At 69.4% G+C, this 25726-nt stretch carries 23 protein-coding genes, 2 tRNA genes and 1 pseudogene; 14 read left to right on the plus strand and 12 right to left on the minus strand.

Translation table 11 applies throughout. The annotated features are described in order from the left end of the window. The first annotated feature begins 6 nt into the window (after positions 1-6). Positions 7-135: a DLW-39 family protein gene (locus HNR57_RS39175; protein ID WP_003999697.1), complete on the plus strand. Its 129-nt coding sequence runs from the start codon at positions 7-9 to the stop codon at positions 133-135. Between the two features lie 234 nt (positions 136-369). Continuing rightward, positions 370-1620 (plus strand): hypothetical protein, encoded by a 1251-nt coding sequence (locus HNR57_RS15140; protein WP_221342559.1) that lies wholly within the window; start codon positions 370-372, stop codon positions 1618-1620. 26 nt (positions 1621-1646) lie between these two features. Here the strand turns inward: HNR57_RS15140 and HNR57_RS15145 are convergent, their stop codons facing one another. Further along, positions 1647-3116, minus strand: coding sequence for a protein kinase domain-containing protein (locus HNR57_RS15145; RefSeq protein WP_184560531.1), 1470 nt, complete (start codon positions 3114-3116; stop codon positions 1647-1649). Positions 3117-3375: 259 nt separating this feature from the next. Beyond that, on the minus strand, positions 3376-3924 hold the full coding sequence (locus tag HNR57_RS15150; RefSeq protein WP_033309914.1) for a helix-turn-helix domain-containing protein: 549 nt from the start codon (positions 3922-3924) through the stop codon (positions 3376-3378). 181 nt (positions 3925-4105) lie between these two features. Between HNR57_RS15150 and HNR57_RS15155 the strand changes: the two genes are divergently transcribed. Then, positions 4106-4178, plus strand: a tRNA-Ala gene (locus HNR57_RS15155). A 158-nt stretch (positions 4179-4336) separates the two neighbouring features. On the opposite strand, the gene HNR57_RS15160 is transcribed toward HNR57_RS15155, so the two are convergent. After that, a complete protein-coding gene (locus HNR57_RS15160) occupies positions 4337-5038 on the minus strand; it encodes a DUF5324 family protein (RefSeq protein WP_184560532.1) in 702 nt (233 codons plus the stop codon). A gap of 338 nt (positions 5039-5376) precedes the next feature. Here HNR57_RS15160 and HNR57_RS15165 point away from each other — a divergent pair, with 338 nt between their 5' ends. Both HNR57_RS15165 and HNR57_RS15170 read left to right on the plus strand, forming a co-directional pair. Then, positions 5377-5904 carry a peptidylprolyl isomerase gene (locus tag HNR57_RS15165; protein ID WP_184560533.1) on the plus strand — a complete coding sequence of 176 codons (528 nt, stop codon included), beginning with the start codon at positions 5377-5379 and terminating at the stop codon, positions 5902-5904. An 88-nt stretch (positions 5905-5992) separates the two neighbouring features. Continuing rightward, positions 5993-6883 (plus strand): rhomboid family intramembrane serine protease, encoded by an 891-nt coding sequence (locus tag HNR57_RS15170; protein WP_184560534.1) that lies wholly within the window; start codon positions 5993-5995, stop codon positions 6881-6883. A 254-nt stretch (positions 6884-7137) separates the two neighbouring features. Here the strand turns inward: HNR57_RS15170 and crgA are convergent, their stop codons facing one another. After that, a complete protein-coding gene (gene crgA / locus HNR57_RS39535; protein ID WP_030846986.1) occupies positions 7138-7392 on the minus strand; it encodes a cell division protein CrgA in 255 nt (84 codons plus the stop codon). Between the two features lie 139 nt (positions 7393-7531). Between crgA and HNR57_RS15180 the strand changes: the two genes are divergently transcribed. From HNR57_RS15180 to HNR57_RS15205, 6 genes are read left to right on the plus strand one after another with little or no spacing between them, the layout of a single operon-like run. After that, positions 7532-8314 carry a DUF881 domain-containing protein gene (locus HNR57_RS15180; RefSeq protein ID WP_184560535.1) on the plus strand — a complete coding sequence of 261 codons (783 nt, stop codon included), beginning with the start codon at positions 7532-7534 and terminating at the stop codon, positions 8312-8314. A gap of 20 nt (positions 8315-8334) precedes the next feature. After that, the gene (locus HNR57_RS15185) at positions 8335-9012 is read left to right on the plus strand and encodes a class E sortase (protein ID WP_184560536.1); all 678 of its coding nucleotides are present in this window, start codon (positions 8335-8337) and stop codon (positions 9010-9012) included. Positions 9013-9029: 17 nt separating this feature from the next. Beyond that, complete coding sequence (locus HNR57_RS15190; protein WP_033309918.1) at positions 9030-9227, plus strand: hypothetical protein; 198 nt, start codon at positions 9030-9032, stop codon at positions 9225-9227. Next, positions 9224-9862: an aminodeoxychorismate/anthranilate synthase component II gene (locus tag HNR57_RS15195; RefSeq protein WP_031105357.1), complete on the plus strand. Its 639-nt coding sequence runs from the start codon at positions 9224-9226 to the stop codon at positions 9860-9862. Before HNR57_RS15190 ends, HNR57_RS15195 begins: the two co-directional genes overlap by 4 nt. Next, on the plus strand, positions 9859-11028 hold the full coding sequence (locus HNR57_RS15200; protein WP_184560537.1) for a class E sortase: 1170 nt from the start codon (positions 9859-9861) through the stop codon (positions 11026-11028). The genes HNR57_RS15195 and HNR57_RS15200 overlap by 4 nt, the downstream gene beginning before the upstream one ends. 13 nt (positions 11029-11041) lie before the next feature. Further along, the gene (locus HNR57_RS15205; protein ID WP_184560538.1) at positions 11042-11791 is read left to right on the plus strand and encodes a class E sortase; all 750 of its coding nucleotides are present in this window, start codon (positions 11042-11044) and stop codon (positions 11789-11791) included. 97 nt (positions 11792-11888) lie between these two features. On the opposite strand, the gene HNR57_RS15210 is transcribed toward HNR57_RS15205, so the two are convergent. From HNR57_RS15210 to HNR57_RS15240, 7 genes and pseudogenes are all read right to left on the minus strand, one after another. Further along, entirely contained in the window at positions 11889-12920 is a 1032-nt protein-coding gene (locus HNR57_RS15210) for a restriction endonuclease (protein ID WP_184560539.1), read from the minus strand. Between the two features lie 191 nt (positions 12921-13111). Next, a pseudogene (gene pknB / locus HNR57_RS15215) lies at positions 13112-15132 on the minus strand (Stk1 family PASTA domain-containing Ser/Thr kinase). A 170-nt stretch (positions 15133-15302) separates the two neighbouring features. Beyond that, positions 15303-16781 carry a peptidoglycan D,D-transpeptidase FtsI family protein gene (locus HNR57_RS15220; protein WP_184560540.1) on the minus strand — a complete coding sequence of 493 codons (1479 nt, stop codon included), beginning with the start codon at positions 16779-16781 and terminating at the stop codon, positions 15303-15305. Then, positions 16778-18226, minus strand: a complete 1449-nt coding sequence (locus HNR57_RS15225) for an FtsW/RodA/SpoVE family cell cycle protein (RefSeq protein WP_184560541.1) — start codon at positions 18224-18226, stop codon at positions 16778-16780. The genes HNR57_RS15220 and HNR57_RS15225 overlap by 4 nt, the downstream gene beginning before the upstream one ends. Positions 18227-18248: 22 nt before the next feature. Beyond that, positions 18249-19805 carry a Stp1/IreP family PP2C-type Ser/Thr phosphatase gene (locus HNR57_RS15230; protein WP_184560542.1) on the minus strand — a complete coding sequence of 519 codons (1557 nt, stop codon included), beginning with the start codon at positions 19803-19805 and terminating at the stop codon, positions 18249-18251. A gap of 140 nt (positions 19806-19945) precedes the next feature. Then, positions 19946-20464, minus strand: a complete 519-nt coding sequence (locus HNR57_RS15235; protein WP_184560543.1) for an FHA domain-containing protein FhaB/FipA — start codon at positions 20462-20464, stop codon at positions 19946-19948. 10 nt (positions 20465-20474) lie between these two features. Next, positions 20475-21344, minus strand: coding sequence for an FHA domain-containing protein (locus HNR57_RS15240; protein WP_184560544.1), 870 nt, complete (start codon positions 21342-21344; stop codon positions 20475-20477). A 472-nt stretch (positions 21345-21816) separates the two neighbouring features. On the opposite strand from HNR57_RS15240, the gene HNR57_RS15245 reads away from it, so the two are divergent. Beyond that, positions 21817-21903: transfer RNA gene (locus tag HNR57_RS15245), tRNA-Leu, on the plus strand. Positions 21904-22082: 179 nt separating this feature from the next. Here HNR57_RS15245 and HNR57_RS15250 read toward each other — a convergent pair. Further along, the gene (locus tag HNR57_RS15250) at positions 22083-23267 is read right to left on the minus strand and encodes a spore photoproduct lyase family protein (RefSeq protein ID WP_184560545.1); all 1185 of its coding nucleotides are present in this window, start codon (positions 23265-23267) and stop codon (positions 22083-22085) included. 348 nt (positions 23268-23615) lie between these two features. On the opposite strand from HNR57_RS15250, the gene HNR57_RS15255 reads away from it, so the two are divergent. Together HNR57_RS15255 and HNR57_RS15260 are read left to right on the plus strand one after the other, a co-directional pair. Continuing rightward, on the plus strand, positions 23616-24320 hold the full coding sequence (locus tag HNR57_RS15255) for a ScbR family autoregulator-binding transcription factor (RefSeq protein WP_184560546.1): 705 nt from the start codon (positions 23616-23618) through the stop codon (positions 24318-24320). Positions 24321-24439: 119 nt separating this feature from the next. Beyond that, on the plus strand, positions 24440-25711 hold the full coding sequence (locus HNR57_RS15260; protein ID WP_184560547.1) for a cytochrome P450 family protein: 1272 nt from the start codon (positions 24440-24442) through the stop codon (positions 25709-25711). Positions 25712-25726: the final 15 nt, after the last annotated feature.

The raw sequence follows: 25726 nt of genomic DNA on the forward strand, positions 1-25726 counted from the left end.
CGCGCGGTGAAGAAGCTTCTCCTGGTCGCACTGGCCGCCATCGGCGGGCTCCTCGTGTACCGCCAGATCCAGGCGGATCGCGCCGAGCAGGACCTGTGGACGGAGGCGACTGACTCCGTGCCCACGGGTTCGTGAGTCACGACAACCCATACCGAGCACACCCCGGCCGCCTCGCGGTCGGGGTTTTGTGTGCCGAGAGCCGGTCGTGAACCCGGCCGGCGCGGCAGGATGGGCCACGGTTATACGGCTCTTTGGTCCGGCGACGGTGAGGGGTGACGCGTGAGGGGACGGTGCCGTACGGCGTGGGAACGGCGCGCGGGGGCGTGGCGCCACCGGCCGGCGGCGGCCGTGCGCCTGGGAGCCGCGGCCATGATCCTGGGGGCGGCCGCGGTGCCCGGACCGGCCGCCGCAGCCGCAGTGGCCTCCGGAACGCCCGGCCCGTACACCTTCGCCGACGGCGCGCAGAGCATCGAGGGAGCGAGGAGCACCGGCGACGCCGCCCTCCTGAAGCTCGGCGAAACCTACAAGAGCTCCCTGCCGAGCAGCGGCAAGGTCAACTACCGCCTCGACCTCGACGCCGCGACGAACGCCTACGTCTCCGCCACCGCCGTCCCCTCCCCCGACAGCACCGTCTCCGTCATCGACGGAGTCAAGGTCACCGTGCAGGACGCCGAGGGCAACACCTGCTCCGTCGACAACACGAGCTTCGGAGTCGCACGCAGCCCCCACCCCATCGCGGCATGGGGCATGCGCGAGATCTCGCCCAGTAAAGCGCTGTGCCGGAAGGCCGGCGCGTACTACGTGTCCGTCGAGCGCGTCGACCCCGACGGCGAGGGCTCCTCACCGGACGCCTGGGATCTGGAACTCGTCGCCATGACGGAACCACGGACGGCGAAGACCGGGCCGACCAGTGCGCCCGAGGTGTGGAACTCCGCCACTCCTCAGCCGCTCCAGGGAGACGCCGAGCGCCGCGAGGGCGGCGCCGGGTTCACCAGGGCGACCCCCCTCGACCAGGGCGTCTGGCAGGACGACATCCGGCCCGGCCAGACCCTCTTCTACGAGGTGCCGGTCGACTGGGGACAGCAGATCTCCGTCACCGCGGAACTCGGCAGCACCGAAACCGACGGCCCCGGCTACACCTCCGACGCGCTCGACCTGGCCCTCTACAACCCCGCGCGCGGTGAGGTCGCCGATGTCGGCGTGGGCTACAACGGCGGCCAGAAGTCCGGAAGCCTGCCACCCCTGCCACCGGTCGACCACGCCAACCGCTACGCCGCCACCGCACAGGTGAGCGCGCTGCGCTTCGCCGGCTCCTACTACCTCGTCGCCCATCTCTCGGAGGGCGTCGCCGACACCTTCGGAGACGGGCCGTTCCGGATGACACTGCGCGTCCGGGTGAGCGGGCAGCCACAGGGCGGACCCGAGTACGCGGGGGAGTCCGACCCGGAGGGCGTCTTCGAGGTCTCGGACCAGGACCGGGAGGCGGCCGCGGAAGGCGTGGCCGCGGGCGACGACACCGCCATGAGGGCACTCGCCGTGGGTGGCATCGGCACCGGGAGCGCACTGCTGGTGGGACTCGGCGTGTGGACCGTGGTCGCCCGGCGGGGAACCGCCGCGTAGGGCGGCCGCCGGGCCCTGCAACGGCCTCAGATCCGGGCCAGTGCCCAGAAGCCCACGGCGTAACAGGCGAGCGCGAGAAGCAGGACCGGAATCGCCACCTTGGCCGGAGGGCCGGGGCGGGAAGGCCGTCGTGCCCGGTGCCGTGACGGCGCCTGGCCGCTCGGCGGGGACTGCGGGGTCCGGGCGGTGTACGAGGCTGTCGAGGCGTCCGTGCGGTACTGCTCCGCAGGAGGCAGGGGAGGGCCGGAGTACACCGGCGGGAGCGGCTGTGCGGGCGACAGCCGGTGCGTGGGGTCGTAGGGGGACACGGGCGGCTGCTGGTGCGGTACAGCCGCCTGGTGCCCGGGAACCGGAGACGAGGTGACCGTGACCTGCGGAGGCGGCAGATGGAAGCTGCCGGTGTCCGACATGGAGGGCGGCTGGGCGGAGCCGCCCGACGGGTCGGCGGCACGCCGCGGGTCGGTGGGTGCCTCCCGCGCTTGAGGCCGCTGAGTCTCGGCGGACTGCCCCCCGGACACCGGCAGCGCGCCCACGCCCTCTCCCTGCCCGGACCGCTCCTCGCCCGTCCCCGGGAAACCGGACCGCTCCTCACCCGGACCCAGCCCCTTCGCCCGCTCCAGAGGCCCTTCAGGGGCGAACCCCCTTGGCAGTGGGCCGAGTTGGTCGAAGATCTCGATCAGCTCGTCGTCCGGCCCCGGCTCCGGAAGGAGCTCCGCGGCGGCCGCGAGCGCCTTGCGCGCCCCCGTGGCCGTACGGAACCGCGCCTCCGGATCCGGCTGCAGCAGCGTGGCCACCACCTGCCACAGCGGCTCAGGAATGCCCTGGGGCGCGCCCGGCGTCCCGTGCTCGGCGAAGTACTGGATGAGCGCCTTGCTGTCCGGCTTGGCGCCCTCCAGCAGGTACAGCGCGACCAGCCCCACGGCGAACAGGTCGGCGGTGAAGTCCGGATCGGCGCCCATCATCTGCTCGGGCGCGAGATAACCGGGCGTCCCCACCACGAGGTTGGTCTCCGTCAGGCGGGGCTCACCCAGCCGCATCGCGATGCCGAAGTCGGACAGCCGCAGCCGCGGCCGGCCCGTGCCGGTGGCCTCCAGCAGCACGTTGGCCGGCTTGACGTCACGGTGCACCACGTCCTCCGCGTGCACCGCCGCCAGACCCGCCAGCAGCTGGTCGAGCAGCGTGCACACGAAGGCCGGCGGCAGGGGACCGTAATCCCCCACGAGGTGGACGAGTGACCCGCCCGCGACCAGGTCCATGGTGAACAGGACCTTGTCGTCGTCGGCGGCCCAGCTGGTGGGGGCGAGCACATGAGGATGGTCGATCCGCAGAGCCTGCTCCCTCACGAAACGCAGCAGCGAGTGCGCGTCGCTCTGAAGCAGGACCTTCGCGGCAACGTAGCGACGCCGGCGATGGTCCCAAGCACGCCACACGGCGCCGACCCCTCCGCGCCCGATCGGGTCGACCAGTTCGTACCGGCCGGCGAAGACCTCACCCATGGCTGTACGTCGCTCCTCCCCCTGCGGCTTCCCCCCTTGCTTCCCCCCGGCGAGCGCTACGACTCCCCGACGGACGAAACAGCTCCCCCGAGCCCCCCGAGCCCCCCGACACTCCCCCGATGAGCGATACATCCCCCTCGCGTCAAAACGGTCCCCCGTACGGAACACGCCCCCACGTGCCCGTCCGTACCGTGACGCATCCCCCGTCACCTCACCTGCCGCCCCCCGCCGAACCCCCTCCGGCGACCGGGCGGCAGGATCAGTTCTGGTGGGACTGGTAGTGCGAGACCGCGTCCGAGGTGCGGCCGGCCCCGTAGACCCGGAGGAACTCTGCCAGCTCCGGATGGGTCGGGGCGAGGGTGTCGGCGGCGTCGATGATGTCACCCGCCGCCGCCACCGACCGCAGCAGCGACTGGATCTCGCGCACGACCCGCTTGACCGTGGGCGCCCCCGAACTGCTCGTCGTCTGCGTGGTGTTGCTGAGCACCGACCCCCCTTGTGACTTCTTGATCTCCTCCATGCGCTCGGTGGCCTCGGCGGCGCTCACACTGCCGTCCGCGACCTGCCCCGCCAGGTCCTGCAGCAGCTGAACCCGCTGCACCACAGCCGGGTTGCCGATCTTCGCCCGCTGACCGCTCATCAGCTGCGACAGCATCGGCGCGGACAGTCCCAGAACCCCCGCGAGACGAGCCTGGTTGAGACCAAGATCGTCGATAAGCCTACGGAAGAGCGCCCCCAAAGGCTCCCCGTACCAGTTCCGCTGCAGTTCCCGCGCTCTTGCGGTCGCTTCCTGCTGTGCGGCGTCCATTGCGTCTCCCCATCGCTTCCCCATGTACGGCGGTTCGCGGTAGCGAACCACGCCGAGCATCTTACGGAGAGTGGTCGTCGACGGGGACCCCCAATCTTTTTGCGGAACCACGGGGGTGACCCGGTACTCTGGTCTCCGACGCCCGCCGGGACGCGGTTTCTCCGGCCGGACGTCCCCTCACGGGGCCTTAGCTCAGTTGGTAGAGCGCTGTCTTTGCATGGCAGATGTCAGGGGTTCGACTCCCCTAGGCTCCACTCGGAAAACGCCCTCCGAACTGCGAAAACGCGGTCCCGGAGGGCATTTTTGCGCACCCCGTCGCACACCGGCGGCGAGTGTTTCACGTGAAACAGCACGGCGGGGCGGGAGACCCTCAAGTCTCCCGCCCCGCCGTGCTGTTGAATCCGGTGCGCCCTCAGGAACGATCGTCGCGCCGACCGGCCTCGTCCTCCGCCTGCTTGGCCTCGACCTCCGGGTCCAGGACCGCCGGACCCGTGCCGTCCACGGACGACAGGCGCCCCGACTCCGGGACCTCCGTCGCGGCCGGTGGCTCCACCAGCCAGTCCGGGTTGGCCTGCTTGTCCCACCACTTCCACGCGGCGAAAGCCCCGCCCGCGAGGACACCCAGAAGCAGCAGCGACTTCCCAGCCTTGCCGGCCTTGGCCCGCCGTTCGTGCTTGCGGACCAGCTTCTGGATCTCCTTGGACGTGACCTGGCCGCGCAGCGCGGCCATGGCGGCCGCACTCCGGGCCGCGGCCTCGGCCGTGACGGGCACGGCCGCGGCCACCGCCTGCTCGATCCTCGGCCTGGAGAACTCCGCCGCCTGACGGGCGGCCTTCCGGGTGCGTTCGGCGGCTTCCTGGGCGGCCTGGTCGACCTTCGGCGGCACATGCGTGCGGGCCTGCTCCAGATACGGCTGCACCAGAGTGCCGTACTGGACACGTGCCTGCCCTGCGGCCTGCGTCACCTTGGGCGCTAGCCGTACGCGTGCCTCGTTTGCGTAGTGCGCGGCCCTGTCCTTGGCCGTGTCGGCGTAGGGCGCCACCACTTCCGCGGCGTGCAGCACGCTGTCCTTCGCCGAACCAGTCGCGGCGCGCACGCTGTCGATGCGGGTCACGGGTTCCTCCTCCTCGGTGGCGTACGGTATTTCGACTTTCCACCCTTTTACGGATCATGCCTCCCGGCGCACGACCAGGCATGCGCGGAAGGGCATCCGGGTCACGGAAACCGGCATCCAACGCCGATCACGTGCGATAGCGGATGAATAAGGGGCAACAGGAGCTTGTCGTCGACAATGCCACGGATCGCTGCCGAGCGCCCCCGCCCCGGGACTACTCGACTGGTTTTCTGTGAAGCCCGCCGAGGGTTTCCCCCCGGCGGGCTTCAGGTCGGACGACGCCAAGGCCCGTCCGTGCGAGGATCAGGGAGTCACAGAAAGACAACGGAAGGCAGATCGTGGCTGAGCAGCTCTACGCCACCCTGAAGACCAATCACGGCGACATCGAAGTCCGGCTCCTGCCGAACCACGCGCCCAAGACGGTCAAGAACTTCGTCGAGCTCGCCCAGGGCGAGCGGGAGTGGACCCACCCGGAGACGGGCAAGAAGTCCACGGACAGGCTCTACGACGGCACGGTCTTCCACCGGGTGATCAGTGGCTTCATGATCCAGGGCGGTGACCCGCTGGGCAACGGCACCGGCGGCCCCGGCTACCAGTTCGAGGACGAGTTCCACCCGGACCTGCGCTTCGACAAGCCCTACCTGCTGGCGATGGCCAACGCCGGCCCGGGCACCAACGGCTCGCAGTTCTTCGTCACCGTCTCCCCGACCGCGTGGCTGAACCGCAAGCACACCATCTTCGGCGAGGTCACCGACGCGGCCAGCCAGAAGGTCGTGGACACCATCGCCACGACCCAGACCAACCCGCGCACCGACCGCCCACTGAACGACGTGGTCATCGAGTCGGTCGTCATCGAGACCCGCTGAGCGCGAAGGCTCCCGCAGGGAACCAATCGCCCCGCCCGTCCGTAAGGATGAGCGGGGCGGGCTTTTCTCACACGACCTAGGGGAGACCATGGACGACCAGGCTGCGAGCAGCCCGCAGGACGCCCACAGCGTCCCCATGTGCTACCGCCACCCGGACCGCGAGACAGGCATCCGCTGCACACGCTGCGAGCGCCCGATCTGCCCGGAATGCATGGTCAACGCCTCCGTCGGCTTCCAGTGCCCCGAGTGCGTCCGCACCGGCTCCGGCACAGGCCACTCGCCCACGGCCGCCATGCCCCGGACCATCGCCGGCGGCTCCATCGCCGCCGACCCCCGGCTGCTGACCAAGATCCTCATCGGGATCAACCTGGCCGTCTTCATCGCCGTACAGGTCCACGAGTCACTGCTGAACGACATCGTCCTGCTCGGCGCCTGGCCACCCGCACCCTTCACGCCCACCCAAGGCGTGGCCGGAGGCGAGTGGTACCGCATGGTGACGTCGATGTTCACCCACCAGGAAATCTGGCACATCGCGTTCAACATGCTCAGCCTGTGGTGGCTCGGAGGCCCCCTCGAAGCGGCACTGGGCCGCGCCCGCTACCTCGCGCTCTACTTCATCTCCGGACTCGCGGGCAGCGCGCTGGCCTACCTGCTGGCGTCCCCCAACACGGCGACCCTCGGAGCGTCGGGCGCGATCTTCGGCCTCTTCGGCGCGACGGCCGTGCTGATGCGCCGGCTCAACTACGACATGCGGCCGATCATCGCGCTGCTGGCGATCAACCTGATCTTCACCTTCAGCCCGGGCTTCAACATCTCCTGGCAGGCCCACATCGGCGGCCTCGTCGCCGGTGTCGTCGTCGGATACGCCATGGTCCACGCCCCGCGAGAGCGCCGGGCACTGGTCCAGTACGGCGCCTGCGCCCTGGTTCTGGGAGTGGTCGTGCTCATGACCGTACTGAGGACGGCGCAGCTCACCTGAGCAGGCGTTGTCCACAGCGGGTGCCGGATCTTGTGCACACGGTGCGGGAACACATGTGCCCCCTGTCACCGACCTGCGTCTCCGCAGGTCAGGCAGGGGGCGAACAAGTTTTCGAGTGCCGGTACTTCCGTCATACCGGCGTCAACGCCCAGCGGGTTATCCACAGATCGTCTTCATTATCCCCATGTGGATAACCGCTGTGGATAACTCAGCGAACACCCCTGGGCAGAACTGCGTTCACCGTGCGGTGACCGCTACTTCCACTGGGTCGAGACACCGAATCCGGCCGCGATGAAGCCGAAGCCCACCACGATGTTCCAGTTGCCCAGCGAGTCGATGGGCAGCGAGCCGTCGGTGACGTAGAAGACGACGATCCAGGCCAGGCCGATGAGGAACATGGCCAGCATGACCGGCGCGACCCAGGCACGGTTGCTCAGCTTGATGGCGGTCGTCTGCTTGGCAGGCGGCGGCGTGTAGTCGGCCTTCTTGCGGATACGTGACTTCGGCACGAGGGTCTCTCCTGTCGATGCGCTGCGTGGCCGCGCAGGTAACTGGGTCGGTCTCGGGGCAGCGTAAGGGGACTCCGATTGCTCCCCCGGGCGTCCGTTAGCGTAGTGCTTCCGCCGCGCCGAAGGAGATAAGGGTACGTTGAGCAATTCTGCCGACTCCCCCGGGACGGGATCCACCCCTGAGCGCGCGCGGCGTTTCCGGCCTGTGCGCGTCCTCACGGCGGCCGTGTTCGCGCTCGCGGGTCTCATTTTCTTCACCAGCTTCAACACCGCCAAGGGCACCAACATCCGCACGGACACCTCCCTGCTGAAGCTGTCCGATCTCATCCACGAGCGCAGCCAGGAGAACGGCGAGCTGGATGAGACGAACGGGGCCCTGCGCAAGGACATAGAGGCCCTCGCCGAGCGCGACGACGGCAGCACCAAGGCGGAGGACGACAAGCTCTCGGCCCTGGAGAAGCGCGCGGGCACGCAGAAGCTCAAGGGTGACTCGCTCACGGTCACGCTCAACGACGCTCCGCCGGACGCCACCGCCAAGCTCCCCGGTTATCCGGAGCCGCAGCCCGACTACCTGGTCATCCACCAGCAGGATCTGCAGGCGGTGGTGAACGCGCTGTGGCAGGGCGGGGCCAAGGGCATCAAGGTCATGGACCAGCGGCTGATCTCCACCAGCGCGGTGCGCTGCGTGGGCAACACCCTGATCCTCCAGGGCCGCGTCTACTCGCCGCCGTACAAGATCACGGCGGTCGGGGACCCGGGCAAGCTGCAGAAGGCACTCGCGGCCTCGCCGGCGATCCAGAACTACATGGTCTACGTCAATGTCTACGGGCTCGGATGGAAAGTCGAGGAGAACGGCCCGGTGACTCTGCCCGGCTACTCGGGCACAGTGGATCTGCATTACGCGAAGCCCGTGGAGCAGTAGCCGGACCGGGGGAGCTGCCGGTGCGCGTGATCGTCAGGACCGTCAGCGAACTGTGCATCACCGTCGGCAGCGTGATCGTGCTGTTCGTCGTGTACGTGCTCTTCTGGACCGGTGTGCGGGCCGACGGCGTCATGGACGACCAGATCGACCTGCTCCGCAAGGAGTGGTCGAAGCCCCGTCCGCCGGCCGGCGGTGCCCCAGCGGGCCCTGTGAAGCCCGCGCCCTATGCCAAGGGCAGGCCTTTCGCGATCATGTACATCCCGCGGCTTGGTTTCACGTGGAACAAGCCCGTGCTCGAAGGCACCGCGACCGGCACGCTGAAGAAGGGCCTCGGGCACTACGCGGAGACCGCCCGGCTCGGGCAGAGGGGTAATTTCGCGGTCGCCGGTCACCGCCGCACCCACGGCGACCCCTTCAAGGACTTTCCCGAGCTCAGGCGGGGTGACGCCGTGGTGCTGACCGACGGTACGACCTGGTTCACGTATCGGGTCGACAAAGGCCCGTACAAAACAGTGCCGTCGGACATCGAGGTGATCGACCCTGTCCCACGTACATCCGGGTACACGCGTTCGGGCCGGTATCTGACGCTGACCACGTGCGAACCGGAGTGGGGGCACAGTCACCGGCTGATCGTCTGGGCGCACCTGGACTCGACCCAGCCTGTGGAGGCCGGGAAACCAGAGGCGCTGCGCCGTTAGTCTGGTGGCTGTACGGCGTGGGTCTGGTGCCGTGGTACGACGGAAGGGACGGCATGTACGGCTGGATCTGGCGGCATCTGCCGGGGAACACGTGGGTGAAGGCAGTGATCTCGCTCGTCCTGGTCGTGGCCGTGGTCTACGTCCTCTTCCAGTACGTCTTCCCGTGGGCGGAGCCGCTGCTGCCCTTCAACGATGTGACGGTGGACAATCAGTGAGCGCGCGCATTCTCGTCGTCGACAACTACGACAGCTTCGTCTTCAACCTGGTCCAGTACCTGTATCAGCTGGGTGCCGAGTGTGAGGTCCTGCGCAACGACGAGGTGTCGACGGCGCATGCCCAGGACGGTTTCGACGGGGTTCTGCTCTCCCCGGGGCCCGGCACGCCGGAGCAGGCCGGCGTCTGCGTGGACATGGTCCGGCACTGTGCCGGCACGGGCGTCCCGGTCTTCGGTGTCTGCCTGGGCATGCAGTCCATGCAGGTGGCGTACGGCGGTGTGGTGGACCGTGCGCCGGAGCTGCTGCACGGCAAGACGTCGCTGGTGGAGCACGGCGGCGGTGGTGTCTTCGCGGGTCTGCCGTCGCCGTTCACGGCGACGCGTTACCACTCGCTGGCCGCGGAGCCGGCAACGGTGCCGGCGGAGCTGGAGGTCACGGCCCGTACGCACGACGGCATCGTGATGGGCCTCAGGCACCGGGAACTGCCGGTGGAGGGTGTGCAGTTCCATCCCGAGTCGGTGCTGACGGAGCACGGGCACCGGATGCTGGCCAACTGGCTGGTGGAGTGCGGCGATCAGGGTGCGGTGGCGAGGTCGGCGGGGCTCGCCCCGGTGGTGGGCAGGGCCTCGGCGTGACCGCGCTGCGCCCCGAGCGCGAGTCCGACACCTCGTACGGGCAGCAGTCGTACGGGGTGTCGGGCGCGTTCGAGGACTGGTCGGGTGGAGGGGGGTACGGTGCGTCCCCGCAGGGGGAGCCGTATCCGCCGGGACCGGGGCCGGGAGCGCAGTCGCAGTCCGGTCCGCGGCATCCGGGGCAGTACGCGTCGTACGAGCCCGTCCCGGAGGAGTCGTATCTGCCGCCCGTCGACGAGGAGACGGTGGCGCTGCGGATTCCGGATCCACCGATGGAGTCCGGCGACCCCGTGGCGGGCTCTGCGGCGTCTTCGGGTGCGCGGCGGGACGGATCCCCCCAGGGCGGGCGTGCGGCCCGCAGGAAGGCCGCCAAACGCCGTCATGGGCGCCATGGCGGTGCGCCGGACACCTCTTCGGCTGCTCAGGCCGACGACGGGGGCCGCTCGCGGGCGCCGTTGTCGCGGGTCGAGGCGCGGCGGCAGGCACGGGCGGGCAAGCCCGGCCCGGCGGTCGTCGCGAGCCGGGCGATAGGCGAGGTGTTCATCACCACCGGCGTGCTGATGCTGCTGTTCGTCACCTACCAGCTGTGGTGGACGAACGTCCGGGCGCATGCCCAGGCGGGCAAGGAGGCCAGCAGCCTGCAGAACGACTGGGCGAGCGGCAAGCGCAACCCTGGGGCTTTCGAGCCGGGGCAGGGCTTCGCCATTCTGCACATCCCCAAGCTGGACGTGGTGGTCCCGATCGCCGAGGGCACCAACAGCAAGGGTGTGCTCGACCGCGGCATGGTCGGCCACTACGCCGAGGGTGCGCTGAAGACGGCGATGCCCGGTGACAAGACCGGGAACTTCGGGCTCGCGGGCCACCGCAACACCCACGGAGAACCGTTCCGGTACATCAACAGGCTCGCTCCGGGCGATCCGATCGTCGTGGAGACGCAGGACGAGTACTTCGTCTACAAGATGGCGTCGATCCTGCCGGTGACGCCGCCGAGCAACACGAGCGTTCTGAATCCGGTGCCCGCGGGGTCCGGATTCACCAAGCCCGGCCGCTACATCACGCTGACCACGTGCACGCCGGAGTTCACCAGCAAGTACCGGATGATCGTCTGGGGCAAGATGGTCGAGGAACGGCCGCGCAGCAAGGGCAAGCCGGATGCGCTCGTCAGTTAAGGGCAGATGACCAGTGGCAGCGACCACCGACACGGATCACGAGAAGCACACCGGCGGGGCGTCCCGGCCGCCTGCGCAACGGCGCAGGCCCGGCCCGTTCGCGATGGCGGTCAGCTTCTTCGGGGAACTCCTCATCACCGCGGGCCTGGTCCTCGGGCTGTTCGTCGTCTACTCGTTGTGGTGGACGAACGTGGTCGCCGACCGTGCGGCGGGCAAGCAGGCGGACAAGGTCCGTGAGGACTGGGCGCAGGGCCGGGGCGGGCCCGGTGCGCTGAACACTAAGAGCGGCATCGGCTTCCTGCACGTGCCGGCGATGGCGAACGGCGAGGTCCTGGTCGAGAAGGGCACGTCGAACAAGATCCTCAACGACGGTGTGGCCGGCTACTACACGGACCCCGTCAAGGCGACCCTGCCGATGTCGGGCAAGGACGGCAACTTCTCCCTCGCCGCCCACCGGGACGGCCACGGTGCCAAGTTCCACAACATCGACAAGATCAAGAAGGGCGACCCGATCGTCTTCGAGACGAAGGACAAGTGGTACGTCTACAAGGTCTACGACATCCTTCCCGAGACCTCGAAGTACAACGTCAAGGTCCTCTCGCAGGTCCCGAAGGAGTCCGGCAGGAAGAAGCCGGGCCACTACATCACGCTGACGACCTGTACGCCGGTGTACACGAGCACGTACCGGTACGTGGTGTGGGGTGAGCTGGAGCGGGTGGAGAAGGTGAACGCGGACCGGACACCGCCGAAGGAACTGGGCTGACCGTCTTCTTCGGGGGAGGCGGGCCGCTAGCATGACGGAGGCCCGAAGCCGCAACCAACTCTTGCGGCTTCGGGCCTCCGTTGCGGTCGGGCCGTCGTCACTCCAGGACGGTCAGGGCCGCCCCGGCGCTCCATTCCTCCAGCAGCCCACGGTGTACGGCGGTGATGCCGTTCTCGGCCGCGATGTTGAGGGCGTCGCGGGTGAAGGGGCAGGTCGCCACGAACAGGGCCACTTCGGAGTGGTGCAGGACCTTGGCCGCCCCGAGGAACTTCTGGATTTCGGGGCTGGTGATGGAGAGGTGGGGCGCGAACCTCTTGCACTGGACGACGATGCGCCGCCCGTCGGCTGTGTGCGCGGTGATGTCGATGCCCCGGTCCCTTCCGCCGCCTTGCACGACGACGTTGGTGCAGCCGTCGCGGCGCAGCAGTTCGGCGACGTGTTCTTCGAACTCGCGCCCGTTCATGGCGTCCATGGCGGCCATGACTCCGGCGAGGGGGCGGCCCTCCCGGGGGGCTTCCAGCCGCTGCAGCCGGGTGTGGTGCTGCCGGAGCCGCTTCTCGATGCGCTGGACGCCTGCCCGGAGGGCGGTCAGCTCTCGCCGGTGCTCGCCCGAGGTTTCGATCAGGGCGTTGAACAGGGGGACGACTGTCCTCCCCAGGATGTGGGTGATGCGCTGGTCGATGCGGGCGTCCAGGGAGGCGGCGTCGGCCGGGACAAAGTTTTCCACAGGCTGTGTGCGCGCCAGGTACTCCATGTCGAGGAGGTACACACGCACCTGACGTGCGACGTCGCTGTCCCGGAGCAGCATGGCGATGTTGAGGACGGCGCGCCGGGGGAAGAGGGCCAGGGATCGGGTGCGTGACTGGATTCCACTGAGTTGCTTAAAGTTACTCAGTTCCGTCCCGGTCAGGACTCGGTATCCGCTCGCTTCGAGTTCCGCACGGTGGTCGTGCACGAGAGCCCGGATGACTTCCACCGTCACCGAGAAGTAGGACGCCACCATCGCGGTCGTCACATGCATCCCGTCCGGCAGCAGCGACAGGGCCTTGACCCTGTCGAGTACGTCCGTGCGGTCGAGCACGCTGCCGCGCAGGGTCTGTGATTCCAGCAAGGCCGTTTCGTTGATCACGTTCTGTCCTCCGGCTCGTATGGCCGGGGCAGGGTTCCGATGCCCCACCCCACCCGGTGAACGAGTCGGGACATATGAAGACACGATCGATGGACGCACGCTCTTGCGAGATGCCGTCGGCGGTGCACCACAGAGCCCCCGGCCTCTGGGAGGCCGGGGGCTCTGTGATGTGACGGTGTGGCGGGGCGGGGTCAGTCGTCCTCGTTGCTGCCGTTGAGGCCGCCGAAGATGCCGCCGTTGCCGTTGCCGCCGTTGTTGTTGCCGCCTCCGACGCCGACGGTCTGAAGGATGATCGTCGTCGCCGCCGGGTCGTCGACCTCCTGGTTGGGACCCGGGTTCTGGCCGGCGACGAGGGCGTTGTCGCTCTGGTCGCTGCCACCCGCGAACTGGATATTGGTGAAGCCGGCCTGCGCGAGGATCTGCTTGGCCTGGCCGACCGTCTGACCGACGACCTGCGGGACCTTGACCTTCTCCTGCTTCTTCTTCTTGCCGATCTGGATGTTGACCGACGAGTTCGGGTCGACGGCCGTGCCGGCCTGCGGCGTGGTCTGGATGACCTTGCCGACCTGGTTGTCGTCGTCGGTCTCCACCTCGGTGCAGTTGCCGACCAGGTTGCTGGCCTGCATCTGCTGCTTGGCCGCGTCACAGCTCTGGCCGAGCACGTCCGGGACGGTGGACTTCTCCGCCTCCTTGGCGACGGTCAGGGTGATCGTGGAGCCCTTCTCCTGCTCCGTGTCGCCGTCGGGGTCCTGCCTGATGACCACGCCGGGGGTGCGGTCGGACTCCTCGGTCTTCTGCTCGACCTTGAAGCCCTTCGCATCGAGTTGGGCCGCGGCCTTGTCGTAGGTCAGGCCCGTGACGTCCGGCACGGTCACCTTCGGTGCCCCGGTCGACACGACCAGGGGATGGTGTCGCCCTTGTTGACCTTCGCCTGGAACTTGGGGTTCTGGGAGCAGATCCTGCCCTCGGGCTGGCTGTCGCAGGGCTTGTTGGAGAAGCTCAGTTTGAGGTCGGAGTTGACGGCCAGCTTCTCGGCGCTGTTCTTCGTCTCGCCGACGAAGTTTGGCGCCTCGAGGGTGTCGTTGCTCGCGCCGCCGTCGCCGCTGAACGCCCACCGGCCGATCAGGATCGCCCCGACCAGGACGAGGATGCCCGCCACCACCAGCAGGATCGTGGAGGTGTTGGACTTGCGCTGCTGCCCGCGGCGCCGGTCGGGGCGGTCGTCGTAGCCGAAGCCGCCGTCGTCGGGGTTCATGGGGGGCAGCATGGACGTGGCGCCGGCGCCGGAGTCGGCGCGCAGGGCCGTCGTCGGCTGGTCGTCGGGGTAACCGCCGTAACCCACCGCGCCCATCGCGGCCGTGGCGGCGACGGGCTGGCCGTCGAGGCAGGCCTCGATGTCGGCGCGCATCTCGTCGGCCGACTGGTAGCGGTAGTCCGGGTCCTTGACGAGCGCCTTCAGCACGATCGCGTCCATCTCGGGCGTGATCTCGGGGTCGAAGACGCTCGGCGACTGCGGCTCCTCGCGCACGTGCTGGTAGGCCACGGCCACCGGGGAGTCGCCGACGAACGGCGGGCGGACGGTCAGCAGTTCGTAGAGGAGACAGCCGGTGGAGTACAGGTCGGAGCGGGCGTCGACCTGCTCGCCCTTGGCCTGCTCCGGGGAGAGGTACTGGGCGGTGCCGATCACCGCTGAGGTCTGCGTCATCGTCATGCCGGAGTCGCCCATGGCGCGGGCGATGCCGAAGTCCATGACCTTGACCTGGCCGTTGCGCGTCAGCATGACGTTCGCCGGCTTGATGTCGCGGTGGACGATGCCGGCGCGGTGGGAGTACTCCAGGGCCTGGAGGATGCCGATGGTCATCTCCATGGCCCGCTCCGGCAGCAGCTTGCGGCCGGAGTGCAGCAGTTCACGCAGGGTCGAGCCGTCCACGTACTCCATGACGATGTACGGGATCGACACGTTGTCGATGTAGTCCTCGCCCGTGTCGTAGACCGCGACGATCGCGGGATGGTTGAGCGAGGCGGCCGACTGGGCCTCCCGGCGGAACCGGGCCTGGAAGGAAGGGTCACGCGCGAGATCCGCGCGCAGCGTCTTCACCGCCACGGTGCGGCCGAGGCGGGTGTCATGCGCGAGGTATACCTCCGCCATGCCACCACGCCCGAGCACCTGGCCCAGTTCGTACCGGCCGCCGAGGCGACGCGGCTCTTCCATAGCTACCTACCAGCCCTCTCCGTCGGTCCCGACCGGCATGCTTGTAACGGTCGGAGGCTGCCGTCCGGGCCTACCGTACCCGGCTCGCTTTGTGTGACCTGGCCAAGCCCGTCAGCCGATACAGGACCGGTATCGCAACGTGCACCGATGTGAAGCAGGCGTGAGCGGGGTCACTTCTTGCTGTCGATGACCGCCTCCATCACGTTCCTCGCGATCGGTGCCGCGAGGCCGCCGCCGGAGATGTCGTCGCGGACGGCGTTGTCGTCCTCGACGACGACCGCCACGGCGACCGGCGCGCTGCCGTCCTCGCCCTTGGCGTAGGAGATGAACCACGCGTAGGGGTTCTCGCTGTTGTCGACGCCGTGCTGGGCGGTACCGGTCTTGCCGCCCACCTTGACGCCGGGGATCTTGGCGTTCGAGCCGGTGCCCTTGTCGACGACCGTCTCCATCATCGACTGGAGGATCTGGGCGTTCTCCGCCGACAGCGGCTGGCTCAGCTCTTCGGGGTCGGTCTTCTGGATCGGGTCGAGGCCGGGCGACTGGAGCTCGTCGACCATGTACGGCTTCATCAGCTTGCCGTCGTTGGCGACGGCCGAGGCGACCATGGCCATCTGCAGCGGCGTCGCGGCGGTGTTGAACTGGCCGATGGAGGACAGCGCGGTCTGCGACGGGTTCATCTTGTCGGAGAAGACCGAGGCGTTGGCGCGGACCGGCGTGAACTGCTCCTCGTCGAAGCCGAACTTCTTGGCCATGTCCAGCATCTTGTCGTTGCCGAGGTCGGAGCCGATCTTGCCGAAGACGGTGTTGCAGGAGTACTGGAGGGCCACCCGCAGCGTCGCGTTCTTGCAGGGGATGTTGCCCTCGTTGGGCAGCTTGGTGGTGGTGCCCTTCATGATCCACGGGTCCGGCGAGTCCGTCTTTGCGTCGGCGGACGTGTACAGCCCGTCCTCCAGCGCCGCGGCCGCGGTGACCACCTTGAAGGTGGAGCCGGGCGGGTAGGTCTCGCGCAGCGCCCGGTTGAGCATCGGGTCGTTCGGGTTGTTCTTCTTCTGCAGCTTCTGCCAGGCCTTGGTGTCCGTCGTGGTGGAGTTCCCGGCGAAGGACGACGGGTCGTACGACGGGAAGGAGGCGAGCGCCAGGATCTTGCCCGTGGACGGCTCCAGGGCGACGACGGAGCCCTTGCCGCCCTGCCTCTTCAGGCCGTTGTACGCGGCCTTCTGGGCGGCGGCGTTCAGGGTGGTGACGACGTTGCCGCCCTGCTGCTTCTTGCCCGTGAGCATGTCGAGGGTGTTGCGGAAGAACAGCCGGTCGTCGTTGCCGGTGAGGATGCCGTCCTCGATGCTCTCGAGCTGCGTGGCACCGAAGGCCTGCGAGGCGTAGCCGGTGACCGGCGCCCACATGGCGCCGTCCTTGTAGGTGCGCTTGAACTTGAAGTCGCTGTCCGACGACTCGGCGGAGCCGGTGATCGGCTCCCCGCCGACGATGATGTTGCCGCGGGGCGAGGCGTAGCGCTCGATGGTGACGCGACGGTTCTTCTTGTCGCTGCGGAGCTCGTCGGCCTGGACGTACTGGATCCAGTTGTCGCGGATCAGCAGTGCCAGAACGAGCAGGCCGCAGAAGATCGCGATCCGGCGCAGGGGCTTGTTCATGACGGGCGGACCACCTGGGTCATCTCGGCGTCGGGGTTGGCGGCGGGAGCGGGGGCCGGGCGGCGGGCGGTGTCGCTGATGCGCAGCAGGATGCCGATCAGGGCCCAGTTGGCGATCACGGAGGAACCGCCGTACGCCACGAACGGCAGGGTCATACCGGTCAGCGGGATGAGGCCCATCACACCGCCGGCCACGACGAAGACCTGGAGGGCGAAGGCGCCGGACAGGCCGACGGCCAGCAGCTTGCCGAACGGGTCGCGGGCCGCGAGGGCGGTGCGCACACCCCGCTCGATGATCAGGCCGTACAGGAGCAGGATCGCCATGACGCCGGCCAGCCCGAGTTCCTCGCCGAAGGTGGCGAGGATGAAGTCGGAGTTGGCGGCGAAGCCGATGAGGTCGGAGTTGCCCTGCCCGAGACCGGTACCGAGGGTGCCACCGGAGCCGAAGGCCCACAGGGCCTGCATGGCCTGCTCGGAGTGGACGATGCCGTCCTGGACGCCTGCGCGGGAGAGGTCGAACTCGCGCATCGGGTCGAGCCAGGCCTGCACACGCGTCTGGATGTGCGGCTCGAAGCTCGCCACGCCGACGGCGCCGACCGCGGACATCAGCAGACCGAAGACGATCCAGCTGGTCCGCTCGGTGGCGACGTACAGCATGATGACGAACATCCCGAAGAACAGCAGGGACGTACCGAGGTCGGTCTCGAAGACCAGGATGAGGATCGAGATGACCCAGACGACGAGGATCGGGCCGAGGTCGCGGCCTCGCGGCAGGTACAGGCCCATGAAGCGGCGGCTGGCCAGGGCCAGGGCGTCTCTCTTGACCATGAGGTAGCCGGCGAAGAACACCGCGAGGGCGATCTTCGCGAACTCACCGGGCTGCAGCGTGCCGAGGCCGGGGATCTTGATCCAGATCTTGGCGCCGTAGATGTTCGCGCCGAGCCCGGGCACGAGCGGCAGGATCAGCAGGAACAGCGCGCCGGCCATGGAGATGTACGTGTAGCGCTGTAGGACGCGGTGGTCCTTGAGGAAGATCAGCACGACCGCCAGCAGGGCGACGCCCATCGCCGAGTACAGCAGCTGACGCGGTGCGGCCTCGGCGTAGTTGCTGAGTCGCTTGGACTGGTCCAGGCGCCAGATGACCACCAGACCGAGCCCGTTGAGCAGCGTCGCCAGCGGCAGCATCAACGGGTCGGCGTACGGGGCGAACTTCCGTACGACGAGGTGGCCGACGCCCGCGAGCAGGCCGAGCCCGAGGCCGTAGCTCAGCAGACCCGGCGGCACCGAGTCGTTGAGGGCCAGGCCGACGTTGGCGTAGGCGAACACCGGGATGACGACGGCGAACACCAGCAGCGCGAGCTCGGTGTTGCGCCGGCTCGGCGCGCCGATGGCGCCGATCGTGGACGTGTGGTGCGTCGGCGAGTGCGACGTATTCGTACCGCTCATCGTGTGACAGGGCCTCTCACGGCTACTGCTTACCGCACAGCGAGACGACCTTCTGCTCTTCCTCCGAGAGGCTGGGGCCGGGGCTGGGAGTGGGTGCGGTCGTGGTCGGGGGCGTGGACTTCTCCGGTGCCGACGGTGAACCCGACGGGTTGGACGGGTTCGGCGTCGGTGTGGCCTTGGACGTGAAGGAGGCGGGAGTGGTTCCCGTGGTGCCCCCGGCCTCGCCTTCGCCGGTCTTGGAGTTGTTCTTGCTCTCGGCTTCGCGCCGCTGCGCTTCCTTCTTGCACGCGGAGGCCTGCACCGACAGTTCCTGGATCTTCGCCTGGGCGTTCTTCAGACCGCCCTCGGGGATGGTGGCCTTGACCTGCTTCTGCTGGTAGGGCGGCAGGTACTTGAGTTCGATCTCGGGGTGGTCCTTCTCGACCTTCGAGAGCGAGACCCAGGCCAGGTCCTGGCTGATGCCCCGGTACAGCGCGACGTGCTCGTCCTCGGCGCCGACGTAGTACTGCGTCTGTGTCCAGCGGTACCCGCCGTACAGGCCGCCGCCGATGAGGGCCAGCGCGAGGACGCCGTAGAAGGATCTCTTCAGCCACCGGCCCTTCTTGCGGGGCTTGGCGAAGTCGTCGTCGCCGTAGTCGAAGCCGGAGGCCGGGATGTAGCCGGTGGTGTCGCCGGAGCCGGGCGGGCCGAACTCGCCGCCTCCGCCGCCCTGGCCGTGTCCGTGGCGGCCGAGCCCGGAGGCGCGGCCGGCGGGGGTCTGCATGATGCCGTTGTCGTGCAGCTGGTGCTGGTTCTCGGCGACGGCGCCGACCACGACGGGGGTGTCGGACAGCTGGCCCGCGAGGGTGTCGCCGGTGTCGAGGTCGAGGACGTCGGCGATGATGACGGTGATGTTGTCGGGGCCGCCGCCGCGCAGTGCCAGCTCGATCAGGTTCTGGACGGTCTCCTGGGGGCCCTGGTAGCTGGCGAGGGTGTCCTCGAGGGTCTGGTGGGAGACCACGCCGGACAGGCCGTCGGAGCAGATGAGGTAGCGGTCGCCGGCCCGGACCTCGCGGATGGACAGGTCGGGCTCGACGTGGTCGCCGGATCCGAGGGCGCGCATCAGCAGCGAGCGCTGCGGGTGCGTGGTGGCTTCTTCCTCGGTGATACGGCCCTCGTCGACCAGGCGCTGCACCCAGGTGTGGTCCTGGGTGATCTGGGTGAGGACGCCGTCGCGGAGCAGGTAGGCGCGGGAGTCGCCGACGTGGACCAGGCCGAGGCGCTGGCCCGTCCACAGCAGGGCGGTCAGGGTGGTCCCCATGCCTTCCAGCTGGGGGTCGTCCTCGACCATCGAGCGCAGCTGGTCGTTGGCGCGCTGGACCGCCGTGCCGAGGGAGGTGAGGATGTCGGAGCCGGGGACGTCGTCGTCGAGGGCGACGATGGTGGAGATGGCCTCGGAGGAGGCGACCTCACCGGCCGCCGCGCCGCCCATGCCGTCGGCGATGGCGAGCAGGCGCGGGCCGGCGTATCCGGAGTCCTCGTTGCCCTCCCGGATCATGCCCTTGTGCGATCCGGCCGCGAAGCGCAGTGACAGACTCATGCGCACCTCGCCTGTCGGCTCCGGGTACAGCCGGTCGTGTCGAGCCACACTGCCCACCCTCCGGTCGGGAGCGCGCGGGGGGCCGGGGTGGGGCCCGCCACTGCGTGCTCGCTCCGCTCGCGCCTATCCATGATGTAGCACTACTTCCGCAGCTCGATGACGGTCTTGCCGATGCGGATCGGCGCGCCCAGCGCAATCGGTGTGGGAGTCGTCAGCCGGGACCGGTCCAGGTACGTGCCATTGGTGGAGCCGAGGTCCTCGACGATCCACTGGCCGTCGCGGTCCGGGTAGATCCTGGCATGGCGGCTGGAGGCGTAGTCGTCGTCCAGCACGATCGTCGAGTCGTGCGCGCGGCCCAGGGTGATGGTCTGGCCCTGGAGCGCGACCGTGGTGCCGGTGAGGGTGCCCTCGGTCACGACCAGCTTGGTGGGGGCGTTACGGCCGCGCCGGCCGCCGGCGGGCTGCTGGCGCTGCTGCGGCGGCGCCTGGCGGGCGGCGGCGGCCTGCTGCTGCTGGCGGCCCGCCTCCCGGCGCGAGCCGCGCTGGGTGACGCGCGTACCGAAGAGGTCGCTGCGGATGACCTGCACGGCCACGATCACGAACAGCCACAGTACGGCCAGGAAACCCAGCCGCATGACCGTGAGGGTCAGCTCTGACATTGCCCCCGCTTCACCCTTCGGCTTGCCGGTAAATGATGGTGGTGCTGCCCACGACGATCCGCGAGCCGTCGCGGAGCGTAGCGCGGGTGGTGTGCTGCCCGTCCACCACGATGCCGTTGGTGGATCCGAGATCCTGGATCGTCGAGGGCGTTCCGGTCCGGATCTCGCAGTGCCGGCGGGAGACGCCGGGGTCGTCGATCCGCACGTCGGCGTCGGTGCTGCGGCCCATCACCAGCGTCGCGCGGGAGATCTGATGGCGGGTGCCGTTGATCTCGATCCAGTGGCGGGTGCGTCCGCCGGCGGCCGGGGCGGCCGGGGGCCGCTGGCCGCTCGCGGCGGGCGGGTAGCCGTAGCCGCCGGGGCGGCCGCCGGGCGGCGGCGCGGACGGCATGGGCGGGGCGCCGGAGGGTGCCGCGGACGGCGGGTAGCCGTAGCCGCCGGGGCGTCCGCCCTGCGGGGCGGCGGGTGCGGCGCCGCCGCCTCCCGGGCCGCCCTGCTGGCTGCTGGAGGAGGCGAGCGTGCGGCTGCGCACCCGGTACAGGCCGGTGTCGAGGTCGTCCGCCTTCTCCAGGTGCACCTTGATCGGGCCCATGAAGGTGTAGCGCTGCTGCTTGGCGTAGTCGCGCACCATGCCGGCGAGCTCGTCGCCGAGCTGGCCGGAGTAGGGGCTGAGCCGCTCGAAGTCGGGCGTGCTCAGTTCGACGATGAAGTCGTTGGGCACGACCGTGCGGTCGCGGTTCCAGATGGTGGCGTTGTTGTCGCACTCGCGCTGGAGCGCTCCCGCGATCTCCACGGGCTGGACCTCGGACTTGAACACCTTGGCGAAGGTGCCGTTGACCAGACCTTCGAGACGTTGCTCGAACTTCTTCAGGACTCCCATGGGGCACCTCCTCCTTGGCTGCCGTCCTGTGTGCTGCCCTGCGGGCCGCTTGGCTGGTACTGCTTACTGATCGTATCCACGCGCCGCTCGATCGGCTGGTTCCCCCTGTCAGCACCGCCGACGGTGTCGACGCATGACGAAGTTCCCTGTGGAGCTCCCCTTCGAACTCCTCCGGTGGTACTGCTGCGCGTAACCGCCTCGTGTATGCCTGCCAAGGATCGTAGAGGCGGTGGAAGACCAGTGTCCCGCACCTGACTGTGGACCCCGACCCCCTCCTGCGGAGACGGCCGGGACCGGTACGAGGTTGATACGTGAACCGGTACGCCTTGATACGTGGCAGGGGCATCGATGGTTCGTCGAGGTGTCTGCCTGCGGGGATAAGGGATGTGAACCCACCCCTTCCAGCGTGCTAATGTTCTGGGTGTCGGAAGGCGCCGGCCCCCAAGGGGAAGACGCCCAGGACACACCCAATGCGCGGGTGGCGGAATAGGCAGACGCGCTGGATTCAGGTTCCAGTGCCCGCAAGGGCGTGGGGGTTCAACTCCCCCCTCGCGCACCATGAGACTCGGGTCTCTGCAGGTGACGGAAGTCACCGCAGGGGCCCGTTTCTCGTTTCCGGGACCGTTGTGAAACATCACACAGCCCGGCCAGGTCGTACGGCGGGCCCCGCCTGTGAGCTAACTCACGGGCGGGGCCTGCTCGCGTCCGCAGGGCCATGGGCGGTGCCGTTACCGGGGTTCAGAAGGCGTAGCGCACGCGCAGCCAGGGCGCGTGGTGGGCGATCAGGGCGCGCAGGGCGTGCACGGCCTCCGCCTTGACCGTGTTGCGGTAGCGGATGTTCAGGGCACCGTTCTCGGAGCGCTTGGCCTGCTGGAGCTCCGGCCGCCACAGGGCTTCCTCGGCCCGGGGGTGCCAGCCGAGGTTGACCTCGTGCAGTTCCCTGTTGTGGGTGAGCATGATCACTTCCGCGGCGGCCTGCTGTTTCACCCGCGGGGGCAGGACGTCGTCGAGGTGGACGAGCAGCTCGGCCCAGGCGTCCTGCCAGCCGGGGCGCACGACCACGGGCGAGAGGTTGAAGTGCACCTCGTATCCCGCGTCCAGGAAGTCCGCGGCGGCGCCGATCCGCTCGGCGACGGGCGAGGTGCGCACGTCGAGCAGCCGGGCGTCGTGCGGCGGCATCAGCGAGAAGCGGACGCGGGTGCGGCCACGCGGGTCGAGGGCGAGGAGGCCGGGGTTGACGAACTTGGTGGCGAAGGACGCCTTGGCGGTGGGCCACTGCCGGAAGGCGTGCACCAGGTCCGCGGTGTTGTCGCAGATCAGGGCGTCCACCGAGCAGTCGCCGTTCTCACCGATGTCGTACACCCACGCCTCGGGGGCGCACTGGTTCGGCTCGGGCTTGGGCCCCTGCCGGGCGATGTGTCTCGCGAGGTGGGCGATGATCCGGTCGATGTTCGTGAAGACGGTGATGGGGTTGGCGTATCCCTTGCGCCGGGGCACGTAGCAGTAGGCGCAGGCCATGGCGCAGCCGTTGGAGGTGCCGGGGGCGATCCAGTCCGCGGACCGGCCGTTGGGGCGTGTGGTGAGGGTCTTCTTCTCGCCCAGGACCAGCGTCTCTCCCTTGATGCGCACCCAGCGCTCCACGTTGCCCTCGTTGCCGTGCAGTCCGGGGATGCGCCAGTGGGAGTCCACCTCGGTGACCCGCGCGTCGGGGAACCGGGCGCTGATCTGACGCCCGCGCGGGGACGCGGCGGCCGCGGGCTCGGCGTAGATCTGCCGCACGGGCAGCAGCCGGCGGGCCGCGGCGGAGGTCCGGAAGGACGAGTCCGTGCCGGGAGCGGCGGGGGCGGCGGGGCCGGGGGTGAGGGCGTCGAGCCCGAACAGTGCGCCGGAGTCGTCGTCGGGGCTGCCGGACGGGTGGTGCATGGGTGCTCCCGTACGGATGCGTGGGGGACGGTGAGGCGCTCGCCGGGATCATCTCCGGGGCCGCCGCGGATTCCGCCCTGGCGGTGGTGGCCACCGATGTGCGGGGCCGGACCTGGCCTCCAGCTTACTGGCGCCACACCTGGTCGAGCCGGGTCCTGGGCGGGCAGCACGGCGGCGGGTTCGTCGTGCGATGCGGTTCATGGCGTCCTCAGGACGCAGGTCGCTCCGGCGTTCTCACCGAGCCGCGATGGACCTGCCGCCGGCGCCCCCGGGTCATCGACGCGTTGTATAAAAACCAGCGAGTTGGTTTCATTGCGTCGCCATCAGAGCCCTGCAGGGGAGCCACGGGTGACCAAACAGGACCGGGCCGTCCGGACCCGTCTCGCGCTGATCCGGTCGGCGGCCGCACAGTTCGAGGCCCATGGGTACGTCCGGGCAGGTCTGGCGCGGATCAGCGCGGGAGCCGGCGTCAGCTCCGGTGCGCTGCACTTCCACTTCGCCGACAAGGCCGCGGTCGCCGAGGCCGTCGAGGACGCTGCCGCCCGGGCCTTGCGCGAGGCCGCGGTCCGCGGCCACGGCGGCGACGTCTGCGCCCTGCAACGCCTCGTGGACGTCACGCACCGCGTCGCCCGGCTGCTGTGCGCAGACGTCGTGGTCCGGGCGGGGCTGAGGCTGAACGGGGAAGGGGCGGCCGGGCGGGTGCGGGACCTGCGCCGGGAGTGGCGGGAGTGCGTGCAGGGGCTGCTGGCCGAGGCGGAGCGCAGGGGGGAACTCGCCGCCGGTGTGACGCCGCAGCGCACCAGCGCCGTCGTCCTCGCCGCCACGACCGGCATCGAGGTGCTGGCCCGGGAGGACCACGAGTGGCTCGCCCGGCCTTCGCTGACCGACCTGTGGCGGTTACTGCTGCCGTGCCTGGCGGCGCCGCGGCTGGCCGGGGTGGTGGATCCGGCGGGGAGCGAACCGGTGAGAAGTGATCCTGCGGTCCGTGGACCGGTCGCCCGGGACGGGCAGGCAGAGGCCGAGGCGGGCAGGGCGGGGCTCGCGCTGCGATAGTCACCCACCCTTGGCCGACAGTGGGTGGAGCCAAGGCCCAAACAAACCGGATGCCAAGTTTTTTACGTCCCCGGATCGCACGATGGTCCCCCAGCCTCTGGACCGAGGAGCGATGAGCCATGGCAGAACAACAGGCCTGCCCCTTTTTGTCGATCGACCCGTCCGGTCAGGACCTCTACGGCGAGATATCCCGGATCCGTGCCCAGGGCCCGGCCGTGGAGGTCGAACTCCCGGGCGGCGTACGGGCGTGGTGGATCACCGGTCTGGAGCTGAACAAGCGGCTCCTGGCCGGCTCCGAGACGAGCAAGGACGCCTTCCAGCACTGGCCTGCCTGGATCAACGGGGACATCTCCCGCACCTGGCCGCTCGCCATCTGGGTCTCGGTGCGCAACATGGTCACCGCCTACGGCCCCGACCACACCCGGCTGCGCAAACCGATGGCCGCCGCCTTCACCAAGCGTCGCGTCGACGCGCTGCTGCCGCGCGTCCAGGAGATCGTCGACCGGGCACTGGACGCCCTGGAGCGGATCCCCGAGGGCGAAGTCGTCGACCTGCGGGCGGCGTTCGCGGCGCCCGTTCCGCACGAGGTCGTCTGCGAGCTCTTCGGCGTACCGCCCGGCCAGGACGGCCCCCGCGCGGCCCTCTACCGCATCATCAGCTGCTTCTTCGACACCGCGATCTCCCTGGAGGACGCCCAGGCCAACGCCGTCGACCTCTACGGCACGCTGGCCGCGTTCCTCCAGCACAAGCGCGAGCACCCGGCCGACGACCTGACGACGGCGCTCATCGCCGCGCGCGACGAAGGCAGCCTCAGCGAACAGGAGTTGATGGACAACCTGATCCTGCTGCTCACGGCGGGCTTCGAGACGACCGTCAACCTCATCGACAACACCGTGCACAGCCTGCTCGCCCATCCCGGGCAGCTCGACCTCGTCCGCTCCGGCCAGGTGACCTGGGAGGACGCCTTGGAGGAGTCGCTGCGCTTCGAGGCGCCGGGTGCCATGTCGGGCCTGCGCTACGCCGTGGAGGACATCGAGATCGAGCCGGGTCTGACCATCCCCGCGGGCGACCCCCTCGTAGTCTCCTTCGCCGGCGCCGGGCGCGACCCCGAGCGGCACGGGCCGGACGCCGAACGGTTCGACGTCACGCGCGCCACCAGCCGCGACCACGTGTCCTTCGGCCACGGCGTGCACCACTGCCTGGGCCGGCCCCTGGCGATGGCCGAGGCGACCGTGGCCCTGACCTCGCTGTTCGCGCGCTTCCCGCGGCTGGCCCTGGCCGATCCGTCGTGTCCGCCGAAGCGGCTGCGGTCCATCATCTCCACCGGCCACGAGGAGCTGCCGGTGCTGCTGCACGGCCGGGATCCGGGCTCGCGCCCGCGGGAGGCCTAGGGCGTGTCTGACAAA

Origin of the sequence: Streptomyces paradoxus (genome assembly GCF_014202475.1) — a bacterium.
GTDB classification, from domain to species: domain Bacteria; phylum Actinomycetota; class Actinomycetes; order Streptomycetales; family Streptomycetaceae; genus Streptomyces; species Streptomyces paradoxus.

Coding starts and splice junctions, on each gene's coding strand:
- HNR57_RS15235 (WP_184560543.1), bottom strand. CDS start 20,464: ATGTCAGAGCTGACCCTCACGGTCATGCGGCTGGGTTTCCTGGCCGTA.
- HNR57_RS15240 (WP_184560544.1), bottom strand. CDS start 21,344: ATGGGAGTCCTGAAGAAGTTCGAGCAACGTCTCGAAGGTCTGGTCAAC.
- HNR57_RS15230 (WP_184560542.1), bottom strand. CDS start 19,805: ATGAGTCTGTCACTGCGCTTCGCGGCCGGATCGCACAAGGGCATGATC.
- HNR57_RS15225 (WP_184560541.1), bottom strand. CDS start 18,226: ATGAGCGGTACGAATACGTCGCACTCGCCGACGCACCACACGTCCACG.
- HNR57_RS15145 (WP_184560531.1), bottom strand. CDS start 3,116: ATGGGTGAGGTCTTCGCCGGCCGGTACGAACTGGTCGACCCGATCGGG.
- HNR57_RS15250 (WP_184560545.1), bottom strand. CDS start 23,267: ATGCACCACCCGTCCGGCAGCCCCGACGACGACTCCGGCGCACTGTTC.
- HNR57_RS15140 (WP_221342559.1), top strand. CDS start 370: ATGATCCTGGGGGCGGCCGCGGTGCCCGGACCGGCCGCCGCAGCCGCA.
- HNR57_RS15170 (WP_184560534.1), top strand. CDS start 5,993: ATGGACGACCAGGCTGCGAGCAGCCCGCAGGACGCCCACAGCGTCCCC.
- HNR57_RS15260 (WP_184560547.1), top strand. CDS start 24,440: ATGGCAGAACAACAGGCCTGCCCCTTTTTGTCGATCGACCCGTCCGGT.
- HNR57_RS15150 (WP_033309914.1), bottom strand. CDS start 3,924: ATGGACGCCGCACAGCAGGAAGCGACCGCAAGAGCGCGGGAACTGCAG.
- HNR57_RS15220 (WP_184560540.1), bottom strand. CDS start 16,781: ATGAACAAGCCCCTGCGCCGGATCGCGATCTTCTGCGGCCTGCTCGTT.